Origin of the sequence: Ostreiculturibacter nitratireducens (assembly GCF_032670585.1) — a bacterium.
Taxonomy (GTDB): domain Bacteria; phylum Pseudomonadota; class Alphaproteobacteria; order Rhodobacterales; family Rhodobacteraceae; genus Ostreiculturibacter; species Ostreiculturibacter nitratireducens.
The window spans coordinates 823,774-848,528 of the sequence record NZ_JAVQHL010000001.1 but is presented as its reverse complement, the minus strand read 5'-3'; the positions used below and the strand labels follow the sequence as shown (position 1 = coordinate 848,528).

The window sequence follows — 24,755 nt, the reverse complement described above, 5'->3', positions numbered from 1 at the left end:
GTCCATCGGGCGGGCGGGCCTCGAGCTTCAGTCAGGGCGCGCGCAGGTCCAGACAGCGAAGCATCAGTTGCTGGCAGACCGCCATGATGACCGGGTCGTGGTGCTGACGACCCCCTAGGTCATGAGCCCGCCGATCGCGCCCATCAGCGCCAGTATCGCGGGAAGCTCGCTTGCCCGCGAGACGATGGCGGCGCGGACGAAATTGTCCATCAACCCCACAACGACAAGTCCCCAGGCCGCCATGAAGATCGCCATGGCCGTGTGACCTTCATCCCAGAGCCAGACCGCGGCCGGTGCGCACACGAGGATCGGACCGATCTGGATCATCGCCAGAATGAACGCCATCAGGGCCAGGATCGGCCAGTGCGGCAGCGATGCCAGGAAATAGCCACAGGAAGCGGCCGCCGTCTGCGCCGCAGCGGAACCGAGTAGCTCGAGGACCGTTTACCGGATCGTCACGACGGCGTGCTGGCCCATCTGCAGCGCGAAATCCTCGCCGATACGCTCTGGAAGCCCCTGAAACATGCGCGTCATCGTGTCGGCGCGGTGAAGCATGATGGCCGCGAGTTTGACGGCAAGGGCGAATTCGACCACTAAGGTTCCGATCAGGCGACCCTCACCGATCAGCCAGAAGGCCACCGGGCGCATTTCGTCTCCGAAATGGTCCCGGATGAGCCGAAGGTCCGCGACGAGCGAATTCCACATCTCGATCACACGGCCCTGGACGGGATCCGGTTCCTTCGGGATCGACAGTTCCAGCCCGAGATTGGGCGCCCCGGTTCCCGAAACCCAGGCAATGGCCTCCGGTATGAAGGCGATGAGCGCCCGTGAAAGCCCGAAGATAGGCAGGACGAGGATCAGCGCCATGAGAACGCCGATGATCCAGGTCCCAAGAAGGTTGCGTCCACCGACCCGCTGCAGCAGCGCCTTGTAGGCCGGCGCGAGTGCAACGCTCAGAACGAACGCCCAGAGGATCGAGGGAAGGAACGGCGCGAGCGTATCGACCGCGAGAACCATGAGCCCGAGAAGCGCGATCACGGGCAATGCAGCTTCGACCAGGCGGGCGGTCCAGCGCGGAACGCGCGCCTTTCCGGGCCGCCGGTGTCCGGGGAGCCGGACCCTGCCTGAACGGCTGACGTCTGGCCCTCTTCGCGATCACCCTGCATCGGCCGCTTTTCCACGAAGTCGGTGACGCGGTCAGCGATTTCGTGCGCCTCCGTCACCGCGGAGTCGGCCATTGCCTTTGCCGTCTTCATCCGGCCCGGCTCGCCGGCCGCCTCCGGTTCTTCGACGAGAGATCGGACGAGGGCGTTGAGTTCGGCGATCTCCTTCTGCATCGCCGCGATCTGCTGCTCCAGCTCCTCCGACGTTGGCTTTGCGCTCATGTTCATGTCCCCCGCCGTATGCCGAGCCATGCAACTATGTGGTCAAGAGCCTTGCAGGGCAGGCACTGCGGTCGCCGCCTCCGGGCGCAGGCAACCATCAACTGAATGGACCGCAGGCACGAGGTCCACTAACACTCGGGGTGAGACCGAGGGGTGGGGCGGCCCGCACCTGGAAGGGCAACTGCGCAACGGCGGAGGACTAGAAATGCAGGATCGCCAGCGTTCGCAGGGCCGCATACCGGCGCTGGACCTTGCACGATCGGCCGCGCTTGTCGGCATGATCGTCTACCATGCCGTCTATGACCTCACGCTTTTCGGGTTCCTCGCGCCTGGAACGGCGCATCAGACGATTTGGCTTCTGTTCGCGAGGCTCGTCGCCGGGAGCTTCCTGTTCGTGGCCGGGATGAGCCTGCACCTCGCGCATGGGCAGGGCATCCAGTGGAACAAGTTCTTCCGAAGGATCGTCATTCTCATCGTTGCAGCGGCTGCGATCACCGTTGCCACCTACTACCTTCAGCGCCCGTCCTATGTCTTCTTCGGGATCCTGCATTCGATCGCGGCGGCAAGCGTGATTGGCCTCGCGTTCCTGAGGCTTCCGCCTCTGTTCACCATCGCGGTGGCGGCCTTCGCGCTCGTCGCGCCGCAGTTCATGCGAAGCGAGGCTTTCGACGCGCCCTATCTCCTCTGGCTCGGCCTGTCGAGCGAGCGGCCGAGCTCGATGGACTTCGAGCCGATATTTCCCTGGCTCGGCCCGTTCCTCCTCGGGCTGGCCTGTTCGAAGCTGTTTCTCAAGGCCGGCATCTGGGATGCGCTTCGGCGCGGCACGAGGGATTGGGGCAGGGGGCTTGGAATTCTCGTCTGGCCGGGGCGGCACAGTCTCGGCATATACCTGATCCACCAGCCCGTTCTCTTCGGCGTTCTCTACGCCGCGGCGCGCTTCCTGCGCTGAGTCCGCCCGTCTCAGGGCGTCGCCAGATCCCGCCGGACCAGCCCGTGCGCGGCCATGTCCGATCGCGGGCGGCAAAGATAGTAGGCGTGGTGGTGGCCGCTGAGGTAGAGCTCGACGCCGCCGGCCACGATAACCTCCGTCCCGCGGTGCCGGACGTCCTCTTCCCGCAGAATCTGCCGCAGCCACTCCTGTTCCCCCTCGGGAAGCGCCCCGACGGTGGTCACGTCCAGCGAAACGAAAAGCACCCCCCGGAAGGAGACCGGGTAGCGGATCGCGGCGCTCCCCGGCGACCATGTCGCCGGTGCTGATGACGAGATCAGGATCGAGCCGGATGATGCGGGCATGCCGCGAGGCTGACCGGGTGGCAGGTGATCGCCGCCGTGAAGGCCACCGCTTGGATGAGAGTCAGGCCGAATTCCAGGATTTCCTGCCGGTTCGTCAGATGGTTCCAGCCCTGGCCCCTGACGGCGATCTCCGGGATCAGCCCCGTCGCCCCGGCGCCATCCGGGCCAGCGCCGGGACGGCGGCTGAAACGGCCGCCAGAACGCCCAGGGGGCCCAGAGAGGCCAGTCGGAACACTCATTCTTTCGTAAAGGATCTGACGCGGTTGGCTGCACACTTGGCGGCAAACCTAGTCAACACCTGGACAGCTCCATTATCAGCACTTTGCGCCGCACCGGTCTCGCAAGGTCGGCGGTCAGCGCTTCGAACGAGGACGTTCCCGGCTGCCCTGACGGTCACTGCGCGTATTTCATGAGTTCGCTCACCCGTGCACGGCCAAGCTCTACCCGGCAGGCATGGATCGCGATGCTGGTCCCCGAACCGCCGCCGAAGGTGGAGCCGACATATTCGCAATGTGCGTCCCGGTAGGCGGACCACGCGGCCTGCCCCTGTTCCAGCGCGGGGACGGCGACGTCCCGCACGGTGATCTCGTCCAGCTCCTGCGCCGCATTCATGGCGAAGCCGAGTGTCAGTTCCACCGTCTTGTCCACGACGGCCTCGGCTTCGGCGACGCAGTTCCCGATTTCCACCTGGCTGCCGTTGCTGATGCTGCATTCGAACGATGGATCGGCCGCCGCCGTCATCGGAAGCAGGGCGAGCGCGGTGGCAAGGGTCAGGGCTATCGATCGCATGTTGGCTCTTTCGCTTGGGATGGCGCGCCATCCGGGTTGTTCGGAAAGGGCGCCGCCATTGGCGCCCCGCATCGTTCAGGTTCGAGACGGGATCACTGAGCCGCGCGCAGCTTCGCCAGCGCCTCGGCGCATTGTTCCGAGCTTCCGGCGATCTCGGCTCCCTCGGGCAGTTCGCCGCTCGACATGTTTTCGGCCGCGCGGGCCAGGACTTGGTCGATCTGCTCGGGCGTCAGGAGTGCCGTCTGTTCCGCCGCTTCGACAACCGAGCACATGCCGGTGACGAGACCGGTGGCGGCTCCGGCGCCCATCATCGCGCCGCCTCCCAGGGATAGCGCGCCGTAGCCTCCGATCACGATGCCAACGACGAGCCCGACGATCGCCGGAAGAAACTTGCCCATGATTCAACTCCTAGGTTTCCGAGCCCGAAATCGCGCGGCAGACTCCGCGCAACATGAGCAGATTGAGTGCGGGTGAGAGCGCCGCGAGCCAGGGCCTCACCGCATCGGGGAAGGGGTCGAGGAAGAGGTTCCACGGCAGGCCGAGGGGAAACAGGAAGACGGCCGAAAGCGGATCGCGTTCCTGCCCGAAAAGGCCGTAGGTGCCGATCAGAAGGATTGCCAGCGCAGCCAGGTATGCGAGACCGAAGACTATCACGATCGCCTTGCACATGGTCGTAACTGCGAACTCCGAATGGCTCGGCGTGTCACCGTGCCTCTGTCTTTCTCGCGCCGTTCTCGGATGCTGCCGCCGAGCGGGGCAAACAACGTGCTCCCTTCCTTGGCCAGCGCCGGATCGCGGCCGGGCGGGTCACCCGGCCGCGGTCGGGCATCAGAGATAGCCTTCGTCGGTCATCGACATCACTTCGGCGACGATGCCGCCCGAGACGAGGCAACGCCACGGCGCCCGATCCGGCCCGACGCCGACCATGACGAGCGTGTTCGCCTGAGAGAACTCGGAGCTGAGGATGCTCACGCTGTTGCCGGTCTGGCGGGCGACCGCGTCGAGACAGGCACTTTCATCGATGGCGCTGCCGGTGCGCATTGCCACCGGCTCTTCCTCGACGCAGCCGGCGAGGGCGAGCATCGCGATGCCGATGGAGGCGAGCCTGGTAGTGGTCGTGAAAGCCATGGAATGTTCCTTTCTTCCCTGAGTTGGTTTCTGAAATCGCGGCGGTGCGAGGTTCGTGCCTCAGTCCGGGTTCGGATCGTTCTCTGGTCCTCTGTCTTGGGCCCCCATGTCTCATCCGCCGAAGAGCACAGCGTTGGGCACGACGTAGCGCTCGTAAGTTCCTATGAAGACGGTCACGTCGTCTCCCGACCACTCGCCGAAAATGCCTGCGGGAGAGTTCGAGGACACCGGGCGCCCGGCGAGGAATTCGATGTTGCGGCGGGCGCCGCCTGGCATCGTGATGGTCAGTGTCCCGTCGCCGTTGCCGCGACGGACGACGCCGAAGTTGCACTGCCGCGTGCGTCCGTCGATGGTGCAGGAAATCTGCCCGGTCGCATTGAACCCTGTGCCTGGCACGAGCGCATCGCCCGGCAGTTGGGTCGCGCCGCCGGCAGGTTCGCGGGCTGCGGTCAGGTAGCGCGCCGAAGCCCATCCCGTGTTGCCCGGCTGTCCGATACGGTTGATCTGACACCAGCGCGTGCCGCTCGGGTTGAGGGAACAGCCGCGGTTGCGGACGATCTCGCCACTGGCCAGTCGGTCGATCACGCGATAGCTGGTCGACGGTCCGCTGCGGACGTTGAGTCTGTCCCCGGGTGTCAGGCCCGTGATGCGCCAGAAAGCCGGGTCCCCGTTCGCCACCGGCGGGCCGCCGGGAAGCTGCACGGCGCCCCCGGTGATGTTGACCTGCAAGGTAAAGCTCGACCGTTCCCCGCGCCGGGCGGCCGAACGGAACTGGTAGACCGAGATGCGATAATCCCCGGTTTCGGGAAGCTGACCCTGGAAACGGTTCAGGCCCGGCACCATGGGCCCCATGATGTCGCTCGTGGCCAAGGCCCGGTCCCCGGGGCCGCGGCCCGGGCCGTATACGTTGAAGTAGGTCGAGGAGTTCGAGGCGCTCAGCGTGATCGTCATCGCCTGACCCGCGCGAGCGGAGAGCCGGTAGACCACGGATTCGTAACCCGTGATCGTGTCCCGCAGCGTCGCCCCGGTCGAACCTGCCGGGAACTGCACGCGATAAGCTCGCGTTTCGGAAACCTGGGCCGCCGCCGCACCGCCGATCAGGATGGCGGCAATCAACGTGACGATTCTTGATGGCGTTTTCATCGCTTCACCGACCAAGTTTGAGTTGGTATTCCCGCGCCCTGGCCGGGGTATCGGTGGGCGCGGGAAAGAAAGCGGCCTTCCGTGATCAGACAGACGAGGTTTCAGCCCGATCGTCGAAATGGTTTGCCGCTTCGCGGGCGAACCGGCCGCACCTCGCGGCGTGGAACCGTTTCGCCCGGCGACCGTTACTTGAGGCGGCCTTTCTGGAACTGGTAGATGTTGCCAGTGGCCCCAACTTCGCACACGCCGTGATGGTGGCCGGCCCCGACCTCGATGTAGAAGTCGTTGCTGCCCATCTGGCGCGACCTGGTTGCATGAATGTCGCGCGGGTCGCGCCCCCATTGCGCCGAGGCCTCCCCGACGCAGCCACGAACGGCGAGCGTCGGCGCGTCGACATGGTCACCCCGTGAACGGTTGCCGCTGTGCGAAAGGCGGTGACTGCGCTCCTTCTGGCCGGCGTCGTAGCCTTCGCTGTAGGCGCGCGTATCCCAGCGCGTATCGTATCTTTCGTTGTGCAGCCCGTCCCGGTATCCGCGTTCGAAATCGGCGGTCTCGGCCTCGCTCGTCGGGCTCCATCCGCCCCGGTAATGACCTTCGTGATGGGCGAGCGCCGCGATGCCCAGCAGCGCTATGGCCCCGGCGATCTGCTCCTCGCTGGGCTTGGCCCGAACCGGCGCCACGCTCAGAGCGAGAACGGCGGATGCAGCAGCAATTCCAGAAAAGACAAATTTCATGTTTCCTTCCTTCTCCAGAGAGCGATCAAGGCTCGAACCCACGGTCGGAAAGGGAATCCCATAACTTTGACGAACGTGCGCGTTCCGAAAAAACTAGAAAGAAAGGATACTTGTCACGACAGCCCCCGGATTCGAGTTATTGAAATTGGATCGCGATGACCGACGCGTGGAAAGCCGTATGGCGCAAGGCGCTATCCGAAACGCGAATCCAGCCGAAATTAACTTGCGGCTGGACGTCGGGGCTCCGAGTGGACGGCCGAATGGAGCGTTTCGGAGGGGAGTTCGCCGAAGCGCTGCCGGTAGGATTTTGAAAAACGGCCGAAATGCGAGAAGCCGCAATCAAGGGCGATGTCGCTCACGCGGGAACCCGGTCCGGCCATGAGAAGGCGCTCGCGGGCCCGGTCCAGCCTGTAAGCGTTCAATACAGCGCGCGGGGAGGAATGTCGCACGGCCTGAAACGCCGCCTGCAAGGCACGCATGCCGACGCCGATTTCCGCCGCGACGTCCGCGATAGAAAGCGCCTCGTCCGCGCGTGCGAGCATGACCTCCTCCGCCGTCCGCACGCGCGCTTCGAGGGTGCTGGGCGCTTCGGAGTCCACGTCTTCGTCGGCTGCGTCGATCTGCGCGAAGAAATCGAGGAACAGCGCTTCCGCGGCGCGCTGCGCTTCCGGCCGGTGCAGCGGGCTGCCGGGGCGCGAGACCTCACGAACGAAGAACTGAAGGAAGCCGTTCATGCTGCTTGCAGCGGGATCCGCGACGGCCGCCTCGAAAAAGCGCGCGCGCCGCGATGCCTCGGTTCTGCCAGGGTAGGGCGCGGCGACGGCTATGCCCAGGAAGTACCCGTCCGAGGGCGCGCGGACCATGCTTTCCCGGCGACCCGGTCGCAGGTAGACGGCTCCGCCGCTCCGGCAATCGAATGTGCAGCCACCGGTCGATATGGCCATTGAGCCGGCGACGGGGGTGGCGAAGACGGAGCGGGAGGGTTCGTAGCTGTTGATGTCGTAGCCGGTGGACATGGCCGTCGATATCGTCACCGATCCGAGCTTGAGCGACCTGACGCGGATTTCGCCCTTGACGGGGTCGAGAAGACGGAAGTCCTCCACGCGTTTGGACAGCGTCCCAACGTCCTCGTTTTCGGGGCCTATGGCGAGTTCGAGATTCCAGCTCAGCATGATTTCTCGCGTCGGTTACTCAACCAGCTATTCCGGGAGTGACGCAAGTCAACGGACTCGAACTGCGGAGGGAAGTCCGCCGGCAAGAAACTGGGGCGATGCTCAATCTGGTGGCAGCCACGCTCGCAAGATGCGCGACTGGCGGCCCAAGTGCAGCGGGGTTCGCGGATTCAAAGAATCGTGCTACGCTGCCATCATCTTTTAGCGATTTGAATGGAGGGACAAATGCGCAAATTACTGCTTGCCGGAGCAACGCTTTTCGCGTTCGCAACGACGGCGGCGGCGGTGCCGCCGTGGATCAACAAGGACGATGCCGGCGATCCGCCCGGTGCTATCGTTGGTGGACAGTGCAAGGGTCCGAAGTCGACCTGCGGCTGAGTTCCGGCCTCCTGAACTAGCCGATTTCCGCGGCACACGGTTCAGGGGCGCTCTTCAGGTGCGCGTATGGCTCCGCATGGAGCTTTCGGATGCCTGGGAGCGCGTTCAAAAGACGGTGCCCCGCTTGGGAGTCCGCGCGGGACGCCGACTGCATAGCTGCAAGTTTCGAACCATCCGGCCGTCGGGCCTTGCACGTCGCGCTGGAAGGAACCCGTCACCTTCCTTCGCAGTCTTTCGGGTTCTCCATTCGACTCCTCATGGCTTTGGCAGTGAAAACCCCGGTGGCGGCGAATGCCGGGAGGGCCGGGTCCTGTCCCACCTCCGGGGCTTCCCGCCGTCAGGTCATTCTCGGCAGGAAACTTCCCTTCTCCTGCTCGATGAAGCTCCTGACCGTCCGCATCGCGCCCGTCAGTTGCAGGTCCCGGCGGTGCAGCAGGAACCAGTGGCGGATGATCGGCAGACCGTCGATGTCGATTGCGCGGAGGCGGCCGGTGCGGAGTTCCTCGGTGACGGTGTGGGCCGAGATCATGGCGATGCCCAATCCGGCAATCACCGCCTGCTTGATCGTCTCGTTGGATCCCATCTCGGTCGTCTCGTAGGGGCGGCCTTCTCCGATCCGGTCGAGGTAGCGCGTCGCGAGGATCCGGGTGCCGGAGCCCGGTTCGCGCACGATGATGGTCTCCGACAAGATGTCGTCCGCCGTGATGGAGCCACCCTTCGCCAGCCGGTGATCGGGTGGGGCGATCAGGACGTGAGGGTGCTCGCCGATGAGCAGCGACTCCACCGGCGGATCGCGCGGCGGGCGGCCCATGATCGCGAGGTCGATCGCGCTGTCCTGGAGAGCCGTGATGATCGCGTCTCGGTTGCCGATGCGCAGGATGATTTCGATATCCGGATAGGCATGGCGGAGGCGGGCGACGAGGCCGGGCGCGAAATACTTTCCCGTGCTGACGACGCCGAGGACGACCGTCCCCGCAAACCCCTTCTTCAGCGCTTCGATCCTGTGAATCGCAAGCTCTAGCCCCGCTTGGGCCTTGTCGAAGGCGCGCAGAAGCTCTGCGCCCTCGGGCGTCTCGTTGAAGGCGCCGGAGCCCTTTCGGGACAGCATGGAGCAGCCGAAATTTTCCTCCAATGCCTTCAGCTGGCTGTGCACCGCCGGAGGTGTCAGCCCAAGCTCGTCCGCCGCGCGGGTGATGGAGCCCGTGCGGGCCACGGCGTCGAGCGCGCGCAACTGCTTGAAGGTCAGCGTGTTCAGCCGCTGCATTCACATTTTCCTAATCCAGAAACAGAAACTTTAAATTTTCTTATAATTCGAAACCGCGAATATCAAGCTGCGCTTCGAGTCGGGGAGAGGAGGCCTTGATGACGGACAGCAGCCCCTTCGTGGCAACGGCGGATATTCCCGGGAAGCTCGTCCCGACGATGACCGCGATCGCCGGGGTCGCGCGGGACCTCGCGCTCCGGATCGCCCGGGGGCCGATCGGCGGCGCGCTGGGCGCGACCGTCGGCAGCAACACCGACGGGGATCAACAGAAGGCGCTGGACCTGATCGCGGACGAGGCTTTCGCGGCCGCTCTCGAGGGCACCGGCGTCCGCTGGTATGCCTCGGAAGAGCGTGAGGATGTCGCCGCGATGGACCCCGAAGGGACGCTCGCGCTGGCCATCGATCCCCTGGACGGTTCATCGAACATCGACGTCAACGTATCGATCGGCACGATCTTTTCGGTCTTCGAGGCGAAGGACGACGCGGACGCCTCCTTCCTGCGGCGGGCGGACGAACAGATCGCGGCGGGCTACGTGATCTACGGGCCGCAGACGGCGCTTCTGGTCACGTTCGGCGACGGGGTGCAGCACTACGTCCTCGACCCCGAAACGCGCAGCTTCACGCTCGTCAACCGCTCGCTCCGGATCCCCGAGAAGTCGAGCGAATTCGCGATCAACGCGTCGAACTACCGGCACTGGTCGGCTCCGATCCGCGCCTATATCGACGACTGCCTCGCGGGGGACACGGGACCACGGGCCAAGAACTTCAACATGCGCTGGGTGGCCTCGCTGGTCGCGGAAACACACCGCATCCTGACGCGCGGCGGCATCTTCCTGTACCCGGCCGACAGCCGGAACGGCTACCAACACGGCCGCCTGCGCATGGTCTACGAATGCGCGCCGATCGCCATGCTTGTCGAGCAGGCCGGGGGGCGCGCGACGGACGGCTGCGACGCGATCCTGGAAAAGACCGCGAGCGCGCTTCACGCCCGCACGCCCTTCGTCTTCGGCACCGCCGAGAAGGTGAACCGCGTGTGCGCCTATCACGATCTGCCCGAGGGGGAGGTGTCGGCCCTCTTCGGCAGCCGTGGACTGTTTCGAGCCTGAGGAGAAAAGATGTCCAAGAAGCATCCCATCGTCTCCGTCACCGGATCGTCCGGCGCGGGGACCACGACGATCAAGTCGACCTTCGACCAGATCTTCCGGCGCGAGGGGATCAAGGCCGTCTCGATCGAAGGGGACGCGTTCCACCGCTATGACCGAGCGGCGATGAAGGCCGAGCTCGATACCCGCAAGGCCGCCGGGGACATGACCTTCAGCCATTTCTCCTACGACGCCAACATCCTCGACAAGCTGGAGGACGTGTTTCGCGAATACGGCGAGACCGGGGGCGGCAAGACGCGCCACTACGTCCATGACACGGTGGAGGCCGAACGCTACGGGGCCGAGCCGGGCACCTTCACCGACTGGGAAGCCTTCGAAAGCGGATCGGACCTTCTGTTCTACGAAGGGCTCCATGGCGCCGTGAAGAACGACGAGGTCGACATCGCCGGCAAGGCCGACCTCAAGATCGGCGTCGTGCCGGTCATCAACCTCGAATGGATCCAGAAGATCCATCGCGACAAGGCGAGCCGGGGCTATACCACGGAGGCCGTGACCGACGTGATCCTGCGCCGGATGCACGCCTACGTGCATTGCATCTGCCCGCAGTTCACCCAGACCGACATCAACTTCCAGCGCGTGCCGGTCGTCGACACATCGAACCCCTTCATCGCGCGCTGGATCCCGACCGCCGACGAGAGCCTCGTGGTGATCCGGTTCCGGGACCCGAGGGGCATCGATTTCCCCTACCTCACCACGATGATCCACGACAGCTGGATGAGCCGCGCCAACTCCATCGTGATCCCGGGCGGCAAGCTCGACCTCGCGATGCAACTGATCTTCACGCCGATGGTCAAGCGCCTCGTCCACGAATCCAAGCGCGCCTGAGGAGGGTCCGGCGATGAACACCCAAGCTCCGATCTCCGTGACGCTCGAAGACCGCATGGCGAACGCGATCCGCGCGCTGGCGATGGATGCGGTGCAGGCGGCGAATTCGGGCCATCCCGGCGCGCCGATGGGCATGGCGGACGTGGCGACGGTTCTGTTCTCGCGCTTCGTGAATGTCGATCCGGCCGACGACCGCTGGCCCGACCGCGACCGGTTCGTGATGTCGGCGGGCCATGGCTCGATGCTGGTCTACGCGATCAACCACCTCATGGGCTACGACGACATGGGGATGGACCAGATCCGCGCCTTTCGCCAGCTCGGCAGCCGGACGGCGGGGCATCCGGAATACGGCCATGCGAAGGGCGTCGAGACGACGACGGGCCCCTTGGGGCAGGGGATATCGACCGCCGTCGGCATGGCGCTGGCCGAGCGGATGTTGAATGCCCGTTTCGGCGACGACCTGGTGGACCACTGGACCTATGTCATCGCCGGGGACGGATGCCTGATGGAGGGGATCAGCCACGAGGCGATCGACTTCGCGGGGCATATGAAGCTTGGCCGGCTGATCGTTCTTTGGGACGACAACGGCATCACCATCGACGGTGGCACGCATCTGTCGACTTCGACCGACCAGAAGGCGCGGTTCGCCGCGGCGGGGTGGCACGTGCAGGCCGTCGATGGGCACGACAAGGAGGCCGTGGCAGCGGCGATCGAGGCGGCTCGGGCCGACGCGCGTCCCTCCCTCGTCGCCTGCAGGACGATCATCGGCTTCGGCGCGCCGAACAAGCAGGGCAGCCACGACGTGCACGGCGCGCCGCTGGGTGCCGCCGAGATCGAGGCCGCGCGCGAGGCTCTGGGCTGGACCCATCCACCCTTCGAAATCCCGCAGGACGTCCGTGACGGCTGGCGCAGGGCCGCGGCGCGGGGGCGGGATGCGCGCGAGGCCTGGCAGGCGCGGCTGACGAAGAGCCCGAAGGCGGATGCCCTGCGCGAAGCCCTCGCCGCTCCTGATGCGAAGGCGCTCGACGCCGCGATCACCGCCTACAAGCACCGCCTGAGCCAGGACGCGCCCAAGGTTGCGACCCGGAAGGCGAGCGAGATGGCGCTGGAGGTTGTGAACGGCACGCTGCCGAACACGGTCGGAGGGTCGGCGGACCTTACCGGGTCGAACAACACCAGGTCATCGGGGATGAAATCCGTCACGCCGGGTGACTATTCCGGGAACTACGTCCATTACGGCGTCCGCGAACACGGCATGGCGGCCGCGATGAACGGCATCGCGCTGCATGGCGGCCTGAGGCCCTATGGCGGCACGTTCCTCGTCTTCGCCGATTACGCCCGTCCGGCCATGCGGCTTTCGTCGCTGATGGGTGTGCCGGTCGTCTATGTGATGACGCATGACTCTATCGGCCTTGGCGAGGACGGTCCGACCCATCAGCCGGTCGAGACGCTCGCCTCGCTTAGGGCCATGCCGAACATGCGCGTGTTCCGCCCCGCCGATGCGGTGGAAACGGCGGAGGCCTGGCAGCTTGCGGCCACCTCGCCATCGACGCCTTCGGTTCTCGCGCTGTCGCGGCAGAACCTGCCGACGCTGCGGACGCGCCACGTGGACGCGAACATGACCGCGCGTGGCGCCTACATACTGCGGGAGGCGCAGGGCACTCGGCAGGTCACGCTGATCGCGACGGGCTCGGAGGTCGAGATCGCCTGCGCGGCCGCCGATCTCCTGGAAGCCGACGGCATCCGCGCCGCGGTCGTCTCGGCTCCCTGTTTCGAGCTTTTCGCCGACGCCGACCGCAAAACGCGGGCCGAGGTGCTGGGCGAGGCCCCCCGCATCGGGATCGAGGCGGCGGTCCGGCAGGGCTGGGGCCTGATGCTCCGCCCCGATGACGCCTTTGTCGGGATGTCCAGCTTCGGGGCCTCGGCCCCGGCCCCGGACCTGTACCGCCACTTCGGCATTACCGCGGAGGCCGTCGCTGCGCGCGCCCGCGACATGATCTGAGCGATGAAGAGGGAGCGGACATGACCGTCAGAGTTGCCATCAACGGATTCGGACGCATCGGCCGCAACGTCCTGCGCGGGATCGTGGAGGCGGGCCGCACCGATATCGAGGTGGTCGCGATCAATGATCTAGGTCCGGTCGAGACCAACGCCCACCTCCTGCAATTCGACAGCGTCCATGGCCGCTTTCCACACAGGGTCACGGTGAACGGCGACAGGATCGACGCGGGCACCGGCCCCATACGTGTCACGGCCGAACGTGACCCGGCGAAGCTGCCGTGGGACGGCGTGGATGTCGCGCTCGAATGCACAGGGATCTTCACCGCCCGCGACAAGGCGGCCCTGCATCTGGAAAACGGCTCCGGGCGCGTCCTCGTTTCCGCCCCGGCCTCCGGCGCGGACAAGACCATCGTCTACGGCGTGAACCACGGCACGCTGACGAAGGACGACCTCATCGTCTCGAACGCCTCCTGCACGACGAACTGCCTGTCGCCGGTGGCCAAGGTACTGAACGACGCTATCGGCATCACCAAGGGCTTCATGACGACGATCCACAGCTACACCGGCGACCAGCCGACGCTCGACACCTATCACAGGGACCTCTACCGGGCCCGCGCGGCGGCGCTGTCGATGATCCCGACCTCGACGGGCGCCGCGAAGGCCGTGGGCCTCGTCCTGCCGGAACTCAACGGCAAGCTCGACGGCGTGGCGATCCGCGTGCCGACGCCCAACGTTTCCGTCGTGGACCTCGTATTCGAGGCGGCGCGACCGACCAGCGTCGAAGAGGTCAACGCCGCGATCCGCGCGGCCGCCGATGGGCCCCTGAACGGGGTGCTCGGCTACACCGACCACCCCAACGTCTCGATGGACTTCAACCACGACCCGCATTCGTCGGTCTTCCACATGGACCAGACCAAGGTGATGGACGGCACGATGGTCCGCATTCTCACCTGGTACGACAACGAATGGGGTTTTTCGAACCGTATGGCCGACACCGCCGTCGCAATGGGGCGGCTGCACTGATGCGCCTCGCCCCGATCACCGAACAGGAACTCGCCCAAGGGAGGCCCTAATGGCATTCATCACGCTCAGACAACTTCTAGATCACGCCGCCGACAACGAATACGGCGTGCCGGCCTTCAACATCAACAACATGGAACAGGGGCTGGCGATCCTGAGGGCGGCGGAGGCCTGCGACGCGCCGGTGATCCTCCAGGCGAGCCGCGGCGCGCGGTCCTACGCGGGCGACATCATGCTGCGCCACATGGTTCAGGCACTGACCGAGATGTATCCCGACATTCCGATCGTCCTGCACCAGGACCACGGCAACAACGAGGCGACCTGCCTCTCGGCGATCCGCCACGGCTTCACCTCGGTGATGATGGACGGCTCGCTCGAGGCGGACATGAAGACGCCGGCGAGCTACGACTATAACGTGGCGATCACCACCCGCGTTACCGAGGCCGCCCACGCGGTCGGCGCCTCTGTCGAAGGCGAGCTCGGCGTGCTCGGCAGCCTCGAGACAGGCGAGGCGGCGGCCGAGGACGGATCGGGGGCCGAAGGTACGCTCAGCCACGACCAGCTTCTGACCGACCCGGACCAGGCGGTGGATTTCGTGATGCGCACCAAGGTCGATGCGCTTGCCATCGCCTGCGGAACCTCTCACGGCGCCTACAAGTTCAGCCGTAAGCCGGATGGAGAGATCCTGTCGATGTCCACCATCGCCGCGATCCACGAGAAGCTCCCGAACACGCATCTTGTGATGCACGGCTCCTCCTCGGTGCCGCAATATCTTCAGGACGTCATCAACCAGTTTGGCGGCCACATGCCGCAGACCTATGGCGTCCCGGTTGAGGAGATCGAGCGCGGCATCCGCATGGGTGTGCGCAAGGTCAACATCGACACCGACTGCCGCATGGCGATGACGGGCCAGTTCCGCAAGCTGGCCGCCGAGAAGCCCGAGGAATTCGACCCGCGGAAGTTCATGATCCCGGCGATGAAGGAGCTCGAAGCCCTCTGCAAGGACCGGTTCGAGCGCTTCGGCACCGCCGGACACGCCAGCAGGATCAAGGCGATTTCCATCGATGACATGGCGCGGCGCTATGCCAGCGGCGCGCTCGATCCCCGGATTGCAGCCGCCCAGGCCGCGTGACCAGCTGAAAAGGAGCGACCCAATGGACCAGTCCAACCGCTATGCCCGCCTCGACCTGAAGGAAAAGGACCTGATCGCCGGAGGCAAGCACGTGCTTGTCACCTACATCATGAAGCCAAAGGAGGGCTTCGGAAGCTACATCGCAACGGCCGCGCACTTCGCCGCCGAAAGTTCGACCGGGACCAACGTCGACGTCTCGACGACCGACGACTTCACCCGCGGCGTCGATGCGCTCGTCTATGAGATCGACCCGGAGAAGGAGATCATGAAGATCGCCTATCCGGTCGAGCTTTTCGACCGCAATATCACCGACGGGCGGGCGATGATCTGTTCTTTCCTCACGCTCTGCATCGGCAACAACCAGGGCATGGGCGACGTGGAATACGCCAAGATGCACGACTTCTACGTGCCGCCGGCTTTCCTGCGGCTCTTCGACGGTCCCTCGACGACGATTTCCGATCTCTGGCGCGTCCTTGGCCGGCCGCATGTTAACGGTGGTTTCATCGTCGGCACGATCATCAAGCCGAAGCTCGGCCTGCGCCCGAAGCCCTTCGCGGACGCCTGCTATGACTTCTGGCTGGGCGGAGACTTCATCAAGAACGACGAACCGCAGGGCAACCAGCTCTTCGCCCCGTTGAAGGAAACGATCCCGCTCGTGGCGGACGCGATGAAGCGCGCGCAGGACAAGACCGGGCAGGCGAAGCTTTTTTCCGCGAACATCACCGCCGATGATCCCTTCGAGATGATCGCGAGGGGTGAATACATCCTCGAAACCTTCGCCGAGAACGCCGAGCATGTGGCCTTCCTCGTCGATGGCTATGTCACCGGCCCGGCCGCGATCACCACCGCCCGCCGCCGCTTCCCGCGCCAGTACCTGCACTACCATCGCGCGGGCCACGGCGCCGTGACCTCGCCCCAGTCGAAGCGCGGCTACACCGCCTTCGTCCTGTCGAAGATGGCCCGGATGCAGGGCGCGAGCGGCATCCACACCGGGACGATGGGATTCGGAAAGATGGAAGGCGAGGCCGCGGACAAGCTTATGGCCTACATGATCACCGACGACAGCGCGGACGGGCCGTTCTACCACCAGGAATGGAACGGCATGAACCCGACGACGCCGATCATCTCGGGCGGGATGAACGCGCTCCGTATGCCGGGCTTCTTCACGAATCTCGGCCATTCGAACCTGATCATGACGGCTGGCGGCGGTTCCTTCGGGCATATCGACGGGGCGGCGGCTGGGGCGACCTCGCTCCGGCAGGCGGAACAATGCTGGAAGGAGGGCGCGGATCCCGTGGAGTTCGCCAAGGACCACAAGGAATTCGCCCGCGCTTTCGAGAGTTTCCCGCAGGACGCGGACAAGCTATACCCCAACTGGCGCCAAGCCCTGCGGATCAATTCCGCTGCCTGATTATCCTGCCGGGGTGCTTCCGAAGCGCCCCGGACCTACTCTTTCTGGAGGAATCCATGCTCGACCGTTCCATCAAGATCGCCCCGTCGATCCTCTCCGCCGATTTCGCCAATTTCGGGCGCGAGATCGAAGCGGTCGAGGCGCAGGGCGCCGACTGGATCCATGTGGACGTCATGGACGGCCATTTCGTGCCGAACCTCACCTTCGGCCCCGCGATGTGCAAGGCGATCCGCCCGCACATCAAGACGGTCATGGACGTCCACCTGATGATCGCGCCAGTGGATCCCTATATCGACGCCTTCGCCGAAGCGGGCGCGGACATCATCACCGCGCATGTCGAGGCCGGGCCCCATATCCACCGCACGCTCCAGGCGATCCGCGGGGCAGGGGCGAAGGCGGGGCTCGCGCTCAACCCCGGCACGCCTGCGGAAAGCGCGGAATACCTCCTCGACATGGTGGACCTCATCTGCGTGATGACGGTGAATCCCGGCTTCGGAGGGCAGAAGTTCATTCATTCCCAGATAGACAAGGTGAATAAACTTCGCGCGATGATCGGGGATCGTCCGATCCATATCGAAATCGACGGAGGTGTCGACCCGGCGACCGCGCCCCTGGTGGCCGGGGCGGGGGCGGACGTGCTGGTCGCGGGATCGGCGGTGTTCCGGGGCGGTTCGGTCGCGGACCCGGCCCCTTACGGCGCCAACATCCGGGCGATCCGGGCGGCGGCCGAGGAGGCCCGGAAAGCCGCATGACGCTGCCCATCGTCTTCGACCTCGATGGCACGCTGGTTCACAGCGCGCCCGACATCCACCTCGCCGTGGCGAGGATGCTGGAGGAAGAGCGGCTGCCGCCGCTCGACCTTCCGACCATCACCTCCTTCATCGGCAACGGGCTTCCGAAGCTCGTGGAGCGGGTGATGGGTGCGCAAGGCGTCGACATGTCGCGCCACGGAGAGCTCAGCGCCCGCGTGCTCGACCACTACAACGCGGTGAACGGGACGCTCACCCGGCTCTTTCCCGGTGTCGCGGAGGCTCTGGACGAACTGCACGCGGCGGGTCATCCCATTGGCCTCTGCACGAACAAGCCGCTCGTGCCGACCGAGACGATCCTTTCCCATTTCGGCATCGACAGCCTTTTCGGCGCCGTCGTCGCCGGCGACAGCCTGCCGGTGAAGAAGCCGGAGCCCGACGGGCTCCTCAGGGCGTTCGAGATGCTCGGGCGGCCAGGCATCTATGTCGGCGACAGCGAGATCGACGCGGAAACCGCGCAGAATGCCCGGATGCCGTTTGCGCTTTTCTCGGGAGGCTATCGCAAGGCTCCGCTGGAGCAGATCCCGCATGACATGATCTTCGAGGACTTCCGCGTGCTGCCGCAGGTGGTGCGTCAGATCCAGGACCGCGCCGCATGAGCGATCTCGCCGCGCTTGTCTTCGACGTCGACGGAACGCTCGCGGAGACGGAGGAGGCCCACCGCCGGGCCTTCAACGAGACTTTCCCCGAATACGGTCTGAACTGGCACTGGAGCGCCGAGGATTACGTGAGGCTACTGAAGACTACGGGCGGGAAAGAGCGCATCCGAGCCTTCGGGGCGGAGATCGGCGGACTGCCCGAGGGGCTCGACATCGCCGCGATGCACGCCGACAAGACCCGCCGCTACGGCGAGATCGTCGCGAGCGGCGGGCTGGAGCTTCGGGCCGGAGTTGCTGACCTCGTGAAGATCGCCCGCGCCGCAGGGCTCCGCGTGGCCGTGGCGACGACGACGAACCGGCCGAACGTCGATGCGCTCTGCCGCGCCTGCTGGGGCGAGCCAGCCGAGGCCGTGTTCCACGTCGTCGCGGCGGGCGACGAGGTGGCGCGCAAGAAGCCTGCGCCGGATGTCTACGCGCTGGCTCTCGACCGTCTCGGCGTGTCGCCCGACCGCGCGATCGCGTTCGAGGACAGCCGGAACGGTGTCCTGTCGGCGCGGGATGCCGGGCTGAGGGTCGTGGTGACGCCATCCACTTACACTGCCCACGACGACTTCGCCGGGGCCGACTGGGTCATCCCCAGCCTACGGCGGCAAGACCTGCCAGAGCCGCTTGCCCGCCGGATCTTCTGACCCGCGTCCCACGCCGCGTCAGCCGGCCGAATTCGCCGTCGGCGCGCTTGCGAGCGTGCACCCGGGGCGGGGAATCTCGTGCACGAAATGGGGCACGTCATAGCCGCGCCGGAAGGCGGGCCGGTCGGCGAGTTCGTGATACCAGCGGCAGACGTTCGAATAGGCCGTCAGGTCGATCCGCTGGTATTCGAAGCGCGAGGCCCAGGGCCAGGTCGCGAAGTCGGCGATGGACAGTTCGGACCCCCCCACATAGGGCGACTCGGCCAACCGCCGGTCGAGGACGCCGTAGAGCCGCTTCGCCTCGTCGCCATACCGCTTCTCGGCGAACTCGGAGACGCCGGGGTTGTATTTCAGGAACTGGTGCGCCTGGCCGAGCATCGGGCCGAACCCGCCCATCTGCCACATCAGCCATTGCAGCACCTCGAACCGAGCGCGCGTCTCCGTCGGGAGGAACTTGCCGGACTTCTCGGCGAGGTAGATGAGGATCGCACCGGATTCCATCAACGTGATGCCTTCGTCGCGGTCAACGATCGCGGGGATCTTCTCGTTCGGGCTGATCTTCGCGAATTCGGGGGAATGCTGTTCGCCCTTCTGCAGGTTCACCGGGTGGACGGTGTAGGGCAGGCCCATCTCCTCCAGCGCGATGGAGATCTTGCGTCCGTTGGGCGTGGTCCAGGTGTACAGGTCGATCATGCGTTCCTCGTCATGCAGCCGGTCATCCGGGACCGAACCGTTTCGGCCCTCGTGCACAGTCAAGATAGGTACTGACCAGCGCTGATGAAATGCGGCGGATTGCCGGGGGCAAGTGGCCTATTCCGGCTGGAAACCGCCGATCAGGTGCCGCAGGCCCAGGGCAGCGCCCGCGCCGATCGCGGCGAGCGTGACCGGAGCGGAGAAGGCGAGCACCGACATGGCGGTCAGGCCCTGGCCAATGGAGCAGCCGAGGGCGATCGTGCCGCCGATACCCATCATGGCCGCGCCGGAAACCTGGCGGCCAAGCTCGCGCGGGTCCTCGCAGGCTTCCCAGCGGAAGAGGCCGCGGAAGGCCGAGCCGGTGAAGGCGCCGACGAGAACGCCGGCCACGAGTCCCACCGAGAAGGTGATGCCGCCCGCTGTCGAGGTCATGAAGAAGATGATCGTGCGGCCGAGCGGCGCGGTGAAGGAGGCGCCCTCCACGCCGATCTCGCCAAGCGTGTCGGCGTGAAGCCAGGACGTTCCCGCAAGGCACCAGACGATCGCCAGCCCGGCCGCGACGCCCCAGCCGATGCGCTTGGGCGACTGGCGGAGCGGCGCGTGCGCCAGCGCCCAGGCAAACGCGGCCAGTCCGACGGGAAGCGCGAAGGCGAGGGGCGGGAGCCCCGTGCGCGCGGACAGCCAGTGCGCGATGCCTTGCGGCGTGCTTGCGTCGATCTGCGGAAAGAGCGCCGCGCGCAGGGGCGCGAGCGGGCCTGAAAGCGTGACGAAGGCGAAGATGCCCAGGACGACGACGATGACGAGCGAACGCAGGTCGCCGCCGCCGAAGCGCACAAGCGCTCCAAAGCCGCAGTTCCCGGCCATCGCCATTCCGTATCCGAAGATCAGGCCTCCGACGATGGAGGCGAGGGGGTTCCAGGCGATCGTGTGGTAGAAGGTCGCGGTGAGGTTGGCGTATCCGGTCGCCTCGGCCAGGAAGGCCCCGATGATCGCGGCGCCGAGGACAATGCCCCAGGTGCGAAGCCGGCGCTGATCTTCGCCGTACATCGCGGTTTCGATCGCGCCGAGCGTGCAGAACTCACCAAGCCGCCCTGCGAGCCCCAATACAATCCCGCCCGCCAGACCAATCAGCGCGGCCAGGACACCCGGCGGCAGTCCATCCATCTTGATCTCCCCCCGTGGGCCCTCACGGGCCTCTCAGTGCTAGGCCCCGACGGTCGTGTCGGAAGGGCCGCAAAACATCTCGTAGACCAGCCCGATCATGCGCGCGGCCTTCGGATCGGAGAGCGAATAGTAGATCGTCTTGCCATCACGGCGGCATGTGACGAGCCCTTCGAGCCGCAGTCGCGCGAGCTGCTGGCTGACGGCAGCCTGCCGCGAGGAGAGAAGGTTTTCAAGTTCGGTAACGGACTTCTCGCCGGTCGAAAGATGGCACAGGATCATGAGCCGCCCCTCGTGCGCGAGAGCCTTGAGAAAGCCTGCCGCATCCTCGGCCCGCTTCGTCATGTCCGCGGGGTCAAGCGAGGAGCATCCCTCGACCGGCGCGGCCGTTTCCTCAAGATTGATCTTGCCCGAGTCCGGCGCCATCAACTTTTTCCCCCCGGCATCACGCGGCTCGCCTTTACGCCGCATATGCCTGTTTCCTGCAACACGGAGCCCGGTTTCGAGCCCTCGCATGTCCCGTCGCGTTTCGTCGCCCGATAGCATCTCCGTTTGGCGAAAGCGAGGCAAAGCCTGAAATCCGGCCCCGCCACGAGCCTGTAGCTGTTGCCGTTGCGGCACGGTGCGTCCAGGCGCGTGCCGCTGGCCCGCGCATCCTCAACCCCCCGCCGCCGGGGCGGGCGCGGCGAATTCACCGGTTGCCGCCATCATCTGGCCGAGCAGCCCCCAGAAGAAATCCTCGCCCGGATAGCCCTCGATCCGCCCGACTTCGGTACCGTCGTTCAGAAGGATGAAGGTTGGCGTGAAGATTGGCGGCATGTCGAGATTCACGCCCTCCGGGTAGGGGCCGCGCAGTTGCGCTCTTTCGAGTGGCGCAGCCTTGCCTTCGGGCGTCAGGGGATAGATGTCGGCGATCTCGTGGTCCCACTCGGCACAATACACGCAGCCCGGCTGTTCGACCATGACAAGGCGCATTTCGGCTGCCCCCGGACCCGCAATGAGAGTGGTCAGGGCCACCATGAACAACGCAGGCAGCGACTTGAGCATTATTGACGCCCTCGCTTTTACATATAAAAATTGTAATGTGTATGTGCGTCCGGATCAAGCCGGAGCATCGGCTTGAGGAAAACGATGGATTTCGACGTCTCTTATGGCGGCGCAGCACTGGCGGGGTTCCTGGCGTTCTTCTCGCCGTGCGTGCTGCCGATGGTGCCTTTCTATTTCAGCTACATGGGCGGGATGTCCGTAGCCGAACTGCGTGGCAACGGGCAGATCGCGACCGGGGCGCAGCGGCGTCTGTTCGTGTCAGCGCTCTTCTTCGCGCTGGGCGTCACGACGATCTTCGGGCTCTTTGGGCTTGGCGCCACGGCGGCCGGGCAGGCCTTCCGGATGTGGAAGGAGGAACTCTCCTACATCGCGGCGGCGGTGATCTTCGTATTCGGCCTGCATTTCGTGGGTATCCTGCGGATCCCGTTCCTGATGCGCGAGGCCAGGATGGAAAGCAAATCTGACCCGAAGACGATCATCGGAGCCTACGTCATGGGCCTCGCCTTCGGCTTCGGCTGGACGGCCTGCGTCGGGCCGGTGCTCACCTCGATCCTGCTCCTCGCCTCGATGAAGGAGACCCTGATGCAGGGCACGGGGCTCGTGCTGGTATTCGGGCTCGCGATGACATCGCCCTTCGTGATCGCCGCGATCTTCGCCCAGCCTTTCCTCGCATGGGTCAACCGGAATCGCAGGTACATGTTCTATGTGGAAAGGGTGATGGGGGTGATGCTGATCGTCTTCGCCATCCTCATCGCCACGAATTCCGTTTCGATACTATCGCAGTGGCTGGTAGAGAACTTCGACTGGAGTGGAACTCTGAAATGATCTCTCGGGGGAGGATAATATGAACCGTCTCGCTGCCGCAATCGCCGCCGCCTGCCTGTCGGGTATCTCGCTCGGCGCTCCGGCCACGGCCGCCGAACTGGGCGACGACGGGCTCCACAAGACGCACTGGATGCGCAACACCTTCAAGGACATGGCCGAGGACCTCGCCGAGGCCAATTCCGAGGGCAAGCGCCTGATGCTCATCTGGGAACAGCGCGGCTGCATCTACTGCACCGAGATGCACGAGAGCGTCTTTCCCGATCCAGAGATCGACGCGCTGATCGCCGACAACTATTTCGTCGTGCAGCTGAACCTCTTCGGCGATGTCGAGGTCACGGATTTCGACGGCGAGACGCTGTCGGAGAAGGACATGGCGGTGAAATGGGGCATCCTGTTCACCCCGACGATGATGTTCCTGCCCGAAGAGGTGCCGGAAGGGCAGACGGCGGCGGAAGCCGCGGTCGTGACGATGCCCGGCTCCTTCAAGCGGGGCACGATGTCTGCACTCCTGACCTGGGTCAAGGACCACGGGTACGAATCGGGTGAGCATTTCCAGAAATACGTGGCCGAACGCGTGAATGCGGGTAATTGACGCGGGGCCGCAGAAGTGGTTCCTTCACGGGAACGAGCCCCACAACGGTGAACGGGCGGGGTCGGGTTCACATGCAAACATATGAATTTCGTGTTGCATGCCGCCGCATACCTCGGGTATCGTCGGATTCGGGAGACATTCAGGGAGGACCAGAATGAAACGCCACATCATGATCGGCGTCACGGTGTCCGTGATCGCGGCGACAGCCGCTCAGGGGGAAATGGCGCCGGGCGACGTGGTCTTCGACGTCGGTGCAGTCGCGGAATCGCTGACGGGCACGCCGGGCAATCCGGAAGAGGGCGCGAAGGTGATGAGCAACAGGGGGCTCGGCAATTGCGTTGCGTGCCACGCCGTGTCGGCGATGCCGGACGTGCCCTTCCAGGGCAACATCGGGCCGACGCTCGATGGTGTCGCGGACCGCTGGGATGAGGCGGCTCTGCGCGGCATCGTCGCCAACGCGAAGATGACCTACGAGGGCACGATCATGCCCGCATTCTACAAGAACGAGGGATATATCCGGCCTGGCGATGCCTTCACGGGCAAGGCCGCGCCGGCGGAGGGCCTGCCGCCCCTGCTGACGGCGCAACAGGTCGAGGATGTCGTGGCCTACCTGCTCACTCTGAAAGAGTGATCGGACGGGTCCGGGAAAGACGAGGAGATGCACATGAAACTTTCCAGACGTGAAGCCCTGGCGCTCGGCCTCGGCGGCGTCGCTGCCGCGGTCCTGCCGCTGCCGGCGATGGCCTCCGGTTCTGTCGAGGAGCTGACCGCTGCCTTCACCGGCGGCGCCGCAGTGGGAACGGGCGGCCTGACGCTCACCGCCCCCGAGATCGCCGAGAACGGCAACACCGTGCCGATCAGCGTGGACGCGCCCGGCGCGACCTCGATCATGATCATGGCCGCAGGCAACCCGACGCCGTCGGTCTGCACCATCAACTTCGGTCCCGCCGCGGGCTCGCAGATGGCCTCGACGCGTATCCGCCTGGCGAAGACCCAGGACGTGATCGCGATCGCGAAGATGGCCGATGGCAGCTTCGTTCAGGCGCAATCGACCGTGAAAGTCACCATCGGCGGCTGCGGCGGCTGAGTGAGGAGAGATTAGACATGGCAAGTGATGTCAAACCCCGCGTGAAAGTGCCCAAGTCGGCTGCCGCCGGCGAGGTCGTCACGATCAAGACCCTGATCAGCCACCCGATGGAATCGGGCCAGCGGAAGGACAGCTCGGGCAACGTGATCCCGCGCTCGATCATCAACCGGTTCACCTGCGACTTCAACGGCGTGAACGTGATCGACGTCACGCTCGAGCCGGCGATTTCGACCAACCCCTATTTCGAGTTCGACGCCAAGGTGGATGCGGCCGGTGACTTCAAGTTCACCTGGTACGACGACGACGGCTCCGTCTACGAGGACACGCAGTCGATCACCATCGCCTGACGGGAGAGGCAAGGCTTGGGCCGCCGCCGCCTTGTTGGGGGCGGCGTGCCATACAGGGAGGAAAAGGG

The 24,755-nt window shown here is 65.4% G+C and carries 32 protein-coding genes and 1 pseudogene; 16 read left to right on the top strand and 17 right to left on the bottom strand.

Annotated features, from left to right (window positions below; genetic code table 11):
- Nucleotides 1-114: 114 nt before the first annotated feature.
- The 3 genes and pseudogenes from ABCN56_RS04085 to ABCN56_RS04075 form a co-directional block, all read right to left on the bottom strand.
- Nucleotides 115-411, bottom strand: a pseudogene (locus ABCN56_RS04085) (hypothetical protein); the annotation flags it as partial.
- A gap of 33 nt (nt 412-444) precedes the next feature.
- Nucleotides 445-1,044 carry an AI-2E family transporter gene (locus ABCN56_RS04080; RefSeq protein ID WP_343079489.1) on the bottom strand — a complete coding sequence of 200 codons (600 nt, stop codon included), beginning with the start codon at nt 1,042-1,044 and terminating at the stop codon, nt 445-447.
- Nucleotides 1,035-1,385, bottom strand: coding sequence for a hypothetical protein (locus ABCN56_RS04075; protein ID WP_343079488.1), 351 nt, complete (start codon nt 1,383-1,385; stop codon nt 1,035-1,037). Before ABCN56_RS04075 ends, ABCN56_RS04080 begins: the two co-directional genes overlap by 10 nt.
- Nucleotides 1,386-1,590: 205 nt before the next feature.
- Here ABCN56_RS04075 and ABCN56_RS04070 point away from each other — a divergent pair, with 205 nt between their 5' ends.
- Nucleotides 1,591-2,334 carry an acetyltransferase domain-containing protein gene (locus ABCN56_RS04070; RefSeq protein WP_343079487.1) on the top strand — a complete coding sequence of 248 codons (744 nt, stop codon included), beginning with the start codon at nt 1,591-1,593 and terminating at the stop codon, nt 2,332-2,334.
- 11 nt (nt 2,335-2,345) lie between these two features.
- Here ABCN56_RS04070 and ABCN56_RS04065 read toward each other — a convergent pair whose 3' ends face one another.
- The 9 genes from ABCN56_RS04065 to ABCN56_RS04025 all read right to left on the bottom strand — a co-directional run bounded on the left by ABCN56_RS04065 (nt 2,346) and on the right by ABCN56_RS04025 (nt 7,644).
- Nucleotides 2,346-2,678 carry a hypothetical protein gene (locus tag ABCN56_RS04065; protein ID WP_343079486.1) on the bottom strand — a complete coding sequence of 111 codons (333 nt, stop codon included), beginning with the start codon at nt 2,676-2,678 and terminating at the stop codon, nt 2,346-2,348.
- The gene (locus tag ABCN56_RS04060; protein ID WP_343079485.1) at nt 2,651-2,917 is read right to left on the bottom strand and encodes a hypothetical protein; all 267 of its coding nucleotides are present in this window, start codon (nt 2,915-2,917) and stop codon (nt 2,651-2,653) included. The genes ABCN56_RS04065 and ABCN56_RS04060 overlap by 28 nt, the downstream gene beginning before the upstream one ends.
- 154 nt (nt 2,918-3,071) lie before the next feature.
- A complete protein-coding gene (locus ABCN56_RS04055) occupies nt 3,072-3,467 on the bottom strand; it encodes a lysozyme inhibitor LprI family protein (RefSeq protein WP_343079484.1) in 396 nt (131 codons plus the stop codon).
- A 92-nt stretch (nt 3,468-3,559) separates the two neighbouring features.
- Nucleotides 3,560-3,865 carry a hypothetical protein gene (locus tag ABCN56_RS04050; protein WP_343079483.1) on the bottom strand — a complete coding sequence of 102 codons (306 nt, stop codon included), beginning with the start codon at nt 3,863-3,865 and terminating at the stop codon, nt 3,560-3,562.
- A gap of 10 nt (nt 3,866-3,875) precedes the next feature.
- The gene (locus ABCN56_RS04045; protein WP_343079482.1) at nt 3,876-4,136 is read right to left on the bottom strand and encodes a hypothetical protein; all 261 of its coding nucleotides are present in this window, start codon (nt 4,134-4,136) and stop codon (nt 3,876-3,878) included.
- A 159-nt stretch (nt 4,137-4,295) separates the two neighbouring features.
- A complete protein-coding gene (locus ABCN56_RS04040; protein ID WP_343079481.1) occupies nt 4,296-4,595 on the bottom strand; it encodes a hypothetical protein in 300 nt (99 codons plus the stop codon).
- Nucleotides 4,596-4,706: 111 nt separating this feature from the next.
- A complete protein-coding gene (locus tag ABCN56_RS04035; RefSeq protein ID WP_343079480.1) occupies nt 4,707-5,738 on the bottom strand; it encodes an SH3 domain-containing protein in 1,032 nt (343 codons plus the stop codon).
- A gap of 185 nt (nt 5,739-5,923) precedes the next feature.
- The gene (locus ABCN56_RS04030) at nt 5,924-6,472 is read right to left on the bottom strand and encodes a hypothetical protein (RefSeq protein ID WP_343079479.1); all 549 of its coding nucleotides are present in this window, start codon (nt 6,470-6,472) and stop codon (nt 5,924-5,926) included.
- A 218-nt stretch (nt 6,473-6,690) separates the two neighbouring features.
- Nucleotides 6,691-7,644 carry an AraC family transcriptional regulator gene (locus tag ABCN56_RS04025; protein ID WP_343079478.1) on the bottom strand — a complete coding sequence of 318 codons (954 nt, stop codon included), beginning with the start codon at nt 7,642-7,644 and terminating at the stop codon, nt 6,691-6,693.
- A gap of 225 nt (nt 7,645-7,869) precedes the next feature.
- Here ABCN56_RS04025 and ABCN56_RS04020 point away from each other — a divergent pair, with 225 nt between their 5' ends.
- Complete coding sequence (locus tag ABCN56_RS04020) at nt 7,870-8,022, top strand: hypothetical protein (RefSeq protein WP_343079477.1); 153 nt, start codon at nt 7,870-7,872, stop codon at nt 8,020-8,022.
- 337 nt (nt 8,023-8,359) lie between these two features.
- Here the strand turns inward: ABCN56_RS04020 and cbbR are convergent, their stop codons facing one another.
- Nucleotides 8,360-9,286 (bottom strand): LysR family regulator CbbR, encoded by a 927-nt coding sequence (gene cbbR, locus ABCN56_RS04015; RefSeq protein ID WP_343079476.1) that lies wholly within the window; start codon nt 9,284-9,286, stop codon nt 8,360-8,362.
- Between the two features lie 98 nt (nt 9,287-9,384).
- On the opposite strand from cbbR, the gene ABCN56_RS04010 reads away from it, so the two are divergent.
- The 9 genes from ABCN56_RS04010 to ABCN56_RS03970 are packed head-to-tail and all read left to right on the top strand — an operon-like array spanning nt 9,385 to nt 18,935.
- Nucleotides 9,385-10,392, top strand: a complete 1,008-nt coding sequence (locus ABCN56_RS04010) for a class 1 fructose-bisphosphatase (protein ID WP_343079475.1) — start codon at nt 9,385-9,387, stop codon at nt 10,390-10,392.
- 9 nt (nt 10,393-10,401) lie between these two features.
- The gene (locus ABCN56_RS04005) at nt 10,402-11,274 is read left to right on the top strand and encodes a phosphoribulokinase (protein ID WP_343079474.1); all 873 of its coding nucleotides are present in this window, start codon (nt 10,402-10,404) and stop codon (nt 11,272-11,274) included.
- A gap of 13 nt (nt 11,275-11,287) precedes the next feature.
- Entirely contained in the window at nt 11,288-13,276 is a 1,989-nt protein-coding gene (tkt, locus tag ABCN56_RS04000) for a transketolase (RefSeq protein ID WP_343079473.1), read from the top strand.
- Between the two features lie 20 nt (nt 13,277-13,296).
- Nucleotides 13,297-14,298, top strand: coding sequence for a type I glyceraldehyde-3-phosphate dehydrogenase (gap, locus tag ABCN56_RS03995; protein ID WP_343079472.1), 1,002 nt, complete (start codon nt 13,297-13,299; stop codon nt 14,296-14,298).
- A 49-nt stretch (nt 14,299-14,347) separates the two neighbouring features.
- Nucleotides 14,348-15,427 (top strand): class II fructose-bisphosphate aldolase, encoded by a 1,080-nt coding sequence (fba, locus tag ABCN56_RS03990; RefSeq protein ID WP_343079471.1) that lies wholly within the window; start codon nt 14,348-14,350, stop codon nt 15,425-15,427.
- Nucleotides 15,428-15,449: 22 nt separating this feature from the next.
- The gene (locus tag ABCN56_RS03985; protein WP_343079470.1) at nt 15,450-16,838 is read left to right on the top strand and encodes a ribulose-bisphosphate carboxylase; all 1,389 of its coding nucleotides are present in this window, start codon (nt 15,450-15,452) and stop codon (nt 16,836-16,838) included.
- A gap of 56 nt (nt 16,839-16,894) precedes the next feature.
- The gene (gene rpe / locus ABCN56_RS03980) at nt 16,895-17,590 is read left to right on the top strand and encodes a ribulose-phosphate 3-epimerase (protein ID WP_343079469.1); all 696 of its coding nucleotides are present in this window, start codon (nt 16,895-16,897) and stop codon (nt 17,588-17,590) included.
- Entirely contained in the window at nt 17,587-18,246 is a 660-nt protein-coding gene (gene gph / locus ABCN56_RS03975) for a phosphoglycolate phosphatase (protein ID WP_343079468.1), read from the top strand. Before rpe ends, gph begins: the two co-directional genes overlap by 4 nt.
- Nucleotides 18,243-18,935 (top strand): HAD-IA family hydrolase, encoded by a 693-nt coding sequence (locus ABCN56_RS03970; RefSeq protein WP_343079467.1) that lies wholly within the window; start codon nt 18,243-18,245, stop codon nt 18,933-18,935. The genes gph and ABCN56_RS03970 overlap by 4 nt, the downstream gene beginning before the upstream one ends.
- Nucleotides 18,936-18,953: 18 nt before the next feature.
- On the opposite strand, the gene ABCN56_RS03965 is transcribed toward ABCN56_RS03970, so the two are convergent.
- From ABCN56_RS03965 to ABCN56_RS03950, 4 genes are all read right to left on the bottom strand, one after another.
- Nucleotides 18,954-19,628 carry a glutathione S-transferase family protein gene (locus tag ABCN56_RS03965; RefSeq protein WP_343080113.1) on the bottom strand — a complete coding sequence of 225 codons (675 nt, stop codon included), beginning with the start codon at nt 19,626-19,628 and terminating at the stop codon, nt 18,954-18,956.
- Between the two features lie 117 nt (nt 19,629-19,745).
- Nucleotides 19,746-20,792, bottom strand: a complete 1,047-nt coding sequence (locus ABCN56_RS03960) for a YeeE/YedE family protein (RefSeq protein WP_343079466.1) — start codon at nt 20,790-20,792, stop codon at nt 19,746-19,748.
- A 39-nt stretch (nt 20,793-20,831) separates the two neighbouring features.
- Nucleotides 20,832-21,215, bottom strand: a complete 384-nt coding sequence (locus ABCN56_RS03955) for an ArsR/SmtB family transcription factor (protein ID WP_425466069.1) — start codon at nt 21,213-21,215, stop codon at nt 20,832-20,834.
- Nucleotides 21,216-21,446: 231 nt separating this feature from the next.
- Complete coding sequence (locus ABCN56_RS03950) at nt 21,447-21,836, bottom strand: thioredoxin family protein (RefSeq protein WP_343079465.1); 390 nt, start codon at nt 21,834-21,836, stop codon at nt 21,447-21,449.
- 84 nt (nt 21,837-21,920) lie between these two features.
- On the opposite strand from ABCN56_RS03950, the gene ABCN56_RS03945 reads away from it, so the two are divergent.
- The 5 genes from ABCN56_RS03945 to soxZ all read left to right on the top strand — a co-directional run bounded on the left by ABCN56_RS03945 (nt 21,921) and on the right by soxZ (nt 24,687).
- On the top strand, nt 21,921-22,661 hold the full coding sequence (locus tag ABCN56_RS03945; protein WP_343079464.1) for a cytochrome c biogenesis CcdA family protein: 741 nt from the start codon (nt 21,921-21,923) through the stop codon (nt 22,659-22,661).
- 19 nt (nt 22,662-22,680) lie between these two features.
- Nucleotides 22,681-23,253 (top strand): thioredoxin family protein, encoded by a 573-nt coding sequence (locus ABCN56_RS03940; protein WP_343079463.1) that lies wholly within the window; start codon nt 22,681-22,683, stop codon nt 23,251-23,253.
- Between the two features lie 154 nt (nt 23,254-23,407).
- Nucleotides 23,408-23,884 carry a sulfur oxidation c-type cytochrome SoxX gene (gene soxX, locus ABCN56_RS03935; protein ID WP_343079462.1) on the top strand — a complete coding sequence of 159 codons (477 nt, stop codon included), beginning with the start codon at nt 23,408-23,410 and terminating at the stop codon, nt 23,882-23,884.
- A gap of 33 nt (nt 23,885-23,917) precedes the next feature.
- The gene (gene soxY / locus ABCN56_RS03930; protein WP_343079461.1) at nt 23,918-24,340 is read left to right on the top strand and encodes a thiosulfate oxidation carrier protein SoxY; all 423 of its coding nucleotides are present in this window, start codon (nt 23,918-23,920) and stop codon (nt 24,338-24,340) included.
- A 17-nt stretch (nt 24,341-24,357) separates the two neighbouring features.
- Nucleotides 24,358-24,687, top strand: coding sequence for a thiosulfate oxidation carrier complex protein SoxZ (gene soxZ, locus ABCN56_RS03925; protein ID WP_343079460.1), 330 nt, complete (start codon nt 24,358-24,360; stop codon nt 24,685-24,687).
- Nucleotides 24,688-24,755: the final 68 nt, after the last annotated feature.

Bases quoted from the DNA above. Each gene is read 5' to 3' on its own strand.
- ABCN56_RS04075 (WP_343079488.1), bottom strand. From the start codon at position 1,385: ATGAGCGCAAAGCCAACGTCGGAGGAGCTGGAGCAGCAGATCGCGGCG.
- ABCN56_RS04070 (WP_343079487.1), top strand. From the start codon at position 1,591: ATGCAGGATCGCCAGCGTTCGCAGGGCCGCATACCGGCGCTGGACCTT.
- ABCN56_RS04065 (WP_343079486.1), bottom strand. From the start codon at position 2,678: ATGCCCGCATCATCCGGCTCGATCCTGATCTCGTCATCAGCACCGGCG.
- ABCN56_RS04060 (WP_343079485.1), bottom strand. From the start codon at position 2,917: ATGAGTGTTCCGACTGGCCTCTCTGGGCCCCCTGGGCGTTCTGGCGGC.
- ABCN56_RS04055 (WP_343079484.1), bottom strand. From the start codon at position 3,467: ATGCGATCGATAGCCCTGACCCTTGCCACCGCGCTCGCCCTGCTTCCG.
- ABCN56_RS04050 (WP_343079483.1), bottom strand. From the start codon at position 3,865: ATGGGCAAGTTTCTTCCGGCGATCGTCGGGCTCGTCGTTGGCATCGTG.
- ABCN56_RS04045 (WP_343079482.1), bottom strand. From the start codon at position 4,136: ATGTGCAAGGCGATCGTGATAGTCTTCGGTCTCGCATACCTGGCTGCG.
- ABCN56_RS04040 (WP_343079481.1), bottom strand. From the start codon at position 4,595: ATGGCTTTCACGACCACTACCAGGCTCGCCTCCATCGGCATCGCGATG.
- ABCN56_RS04035 (WP_343079480.1), bottom strand. From the start codon at position 5,738: ATGAAAACGCCATCAAGAATCGTCACGTTGATTGCCGCCATCCTGATC.
- ABCN56_RS04030 (WP_343079479.1), bottom strand. From the start codon at position 6,472: ATGAAATTTGTCTTTTCTGGAATTGCTGCTGCATCCGCCGTTCTCGCT.
- ABCN56_RS04025 (WP_343079478.1), bottom strand. From the start codon at position 7,644: ATGCTGAGCTGGAATCTCGAACTCGCCATAGGCCCCGAAAACGAGGAC.
- ABCN56_RS04020 (WP_343079477.1), top strand. From the start codon at position 7,870: ATGCGCAAATTACTGCTTGCCGGAGCAACGCTTTTCGCGTTCGCAACG.
- cbbR (WP_343079476.1), bottom strand. From the start codon at position 9,286: ATGCAGCGGCTGAACACGCTGACCTTCAAGCAGTTGCGCGCGCTCGAC.
- ABCN56_RS04010 (WP_343079475.1), top strand. From the start codon at position 9,385: ATGACGGACAGCAGCCCCTTCGTGGCAACGGCGGATATTCCCGGGAAG.
- ABCN56_RS04005 (WP_343079474.1), top strand. From the start codon at position 10,402: ATGTCCAAGAAGCATCCCATCGTCTCCGTCACCGGATCGTCCGGCGCG.
- tkt (WP_343079473.1), top strand. From the start codon at position 11,288: ATGAACACCCAAGCTCCGATCTCCGTGACGCTCGAAGACCGCATGGCG.
- gap (WP_343079472.1), top strand. From the start codon at position 13,297: ATGACCGTCAGAGTTGCCATCAACGGATTCGGACGCATCGGCCGCAAC.
- fba (WP_343079471.1), top strand. From the start codon at position 14,348: ATGGCATTCATCACGCTCAGACAACTTCTAGATCACGCCGCCGACAAC.
- ABCN56_RS03985 (WP_343079470.1), top strand. From the start codon at position 15,450: ATGGACCAGTCCAACCGCTATGCCCGCCTCGACCTGAAGGAAAAGGAC.
- rpe (WP_343079469.1), top strand. From the start codon at position 16,895: ATGCTCGACCGTTCCATCAAGATCGCCCCGTCGATCCTCTCCGCCGAT.
- gph (WP_343079468.1), top strand. From the start codon at position 17,587: ATGACGCTGCCCATCGTCTTCGACCTCGATGGCACGCTGGTTCACAGC.
- ABCN56_RS03970 (WP_343079467.1), top strand. From the start codon at position 18,243: ATGAGCGATCTCGCCGCGCTTGTCTTCGACGTCGACGGAACGCTCGCG.
- ABCN56_RS03965 (WP_343080113.1), bottom strand. From the start codon at position 19,628: ATGATCGACCTGTACACCTGGACCACGCCCAACGGACGCAAGATCTCC.
- ABCN56_RS03960 (WP_343079466.1), bottom strand. From the start codon at position 20,792: ATGGATGGACTGCCGCCGGGTGTCCTGGCCGCGCTGATTGGTCTGGCG.
- ABCN56_RS03955 (WP_425466069.1), bottom strand. From the start codon at position 21,215: ATGGCGCCGGACTCGGGCAAGATCAATCTTGAGGAAACGGCCGCGCCG.
- ABCN56_RS03950 (WP_343079465.1), bottom strand. From the start codon at position 21,836: ATGCTCAAGTCGCTGCCTGCGTTGTTCATGGTGGCCCTGACCACTCTC.
- ABCN56_RS03945 (WP_343079464.1), top strand. From the start codon at position 21,921: ATGGATTTCGACGTCTCTTATGGCGGCGCAGCACTGGCGGGGTTCCTG.
- ABCN56_RS03940 (WP_343079463.1), top strand. From the start codon at position 22,681: ATGAACCGTCTCGCTGCCGCAATCGCCGCCGCCTGCCTGTCGGGTATC.
- soxX (WP_343079462.1), top strand. From the start codon at position 23,408: ATGAAACGCCACATCATGATCGGCGTCACGGTGTCCGTGATCGCGGCG.
- soxY (WP_343079461.1), top strand. From the start codon at position 23,918: ATGAAACTTTCCAGACGTGAAGCCCTGGCGCTCGGCCTCGGCGGCGTC.
- soxZ (WP_343079460.1), top strand. From the start codon at position 24,358: ATGGCAAGTGATGTCAAACCCCGCGTGAAAGTGCCCAAGTCGGCTGCC.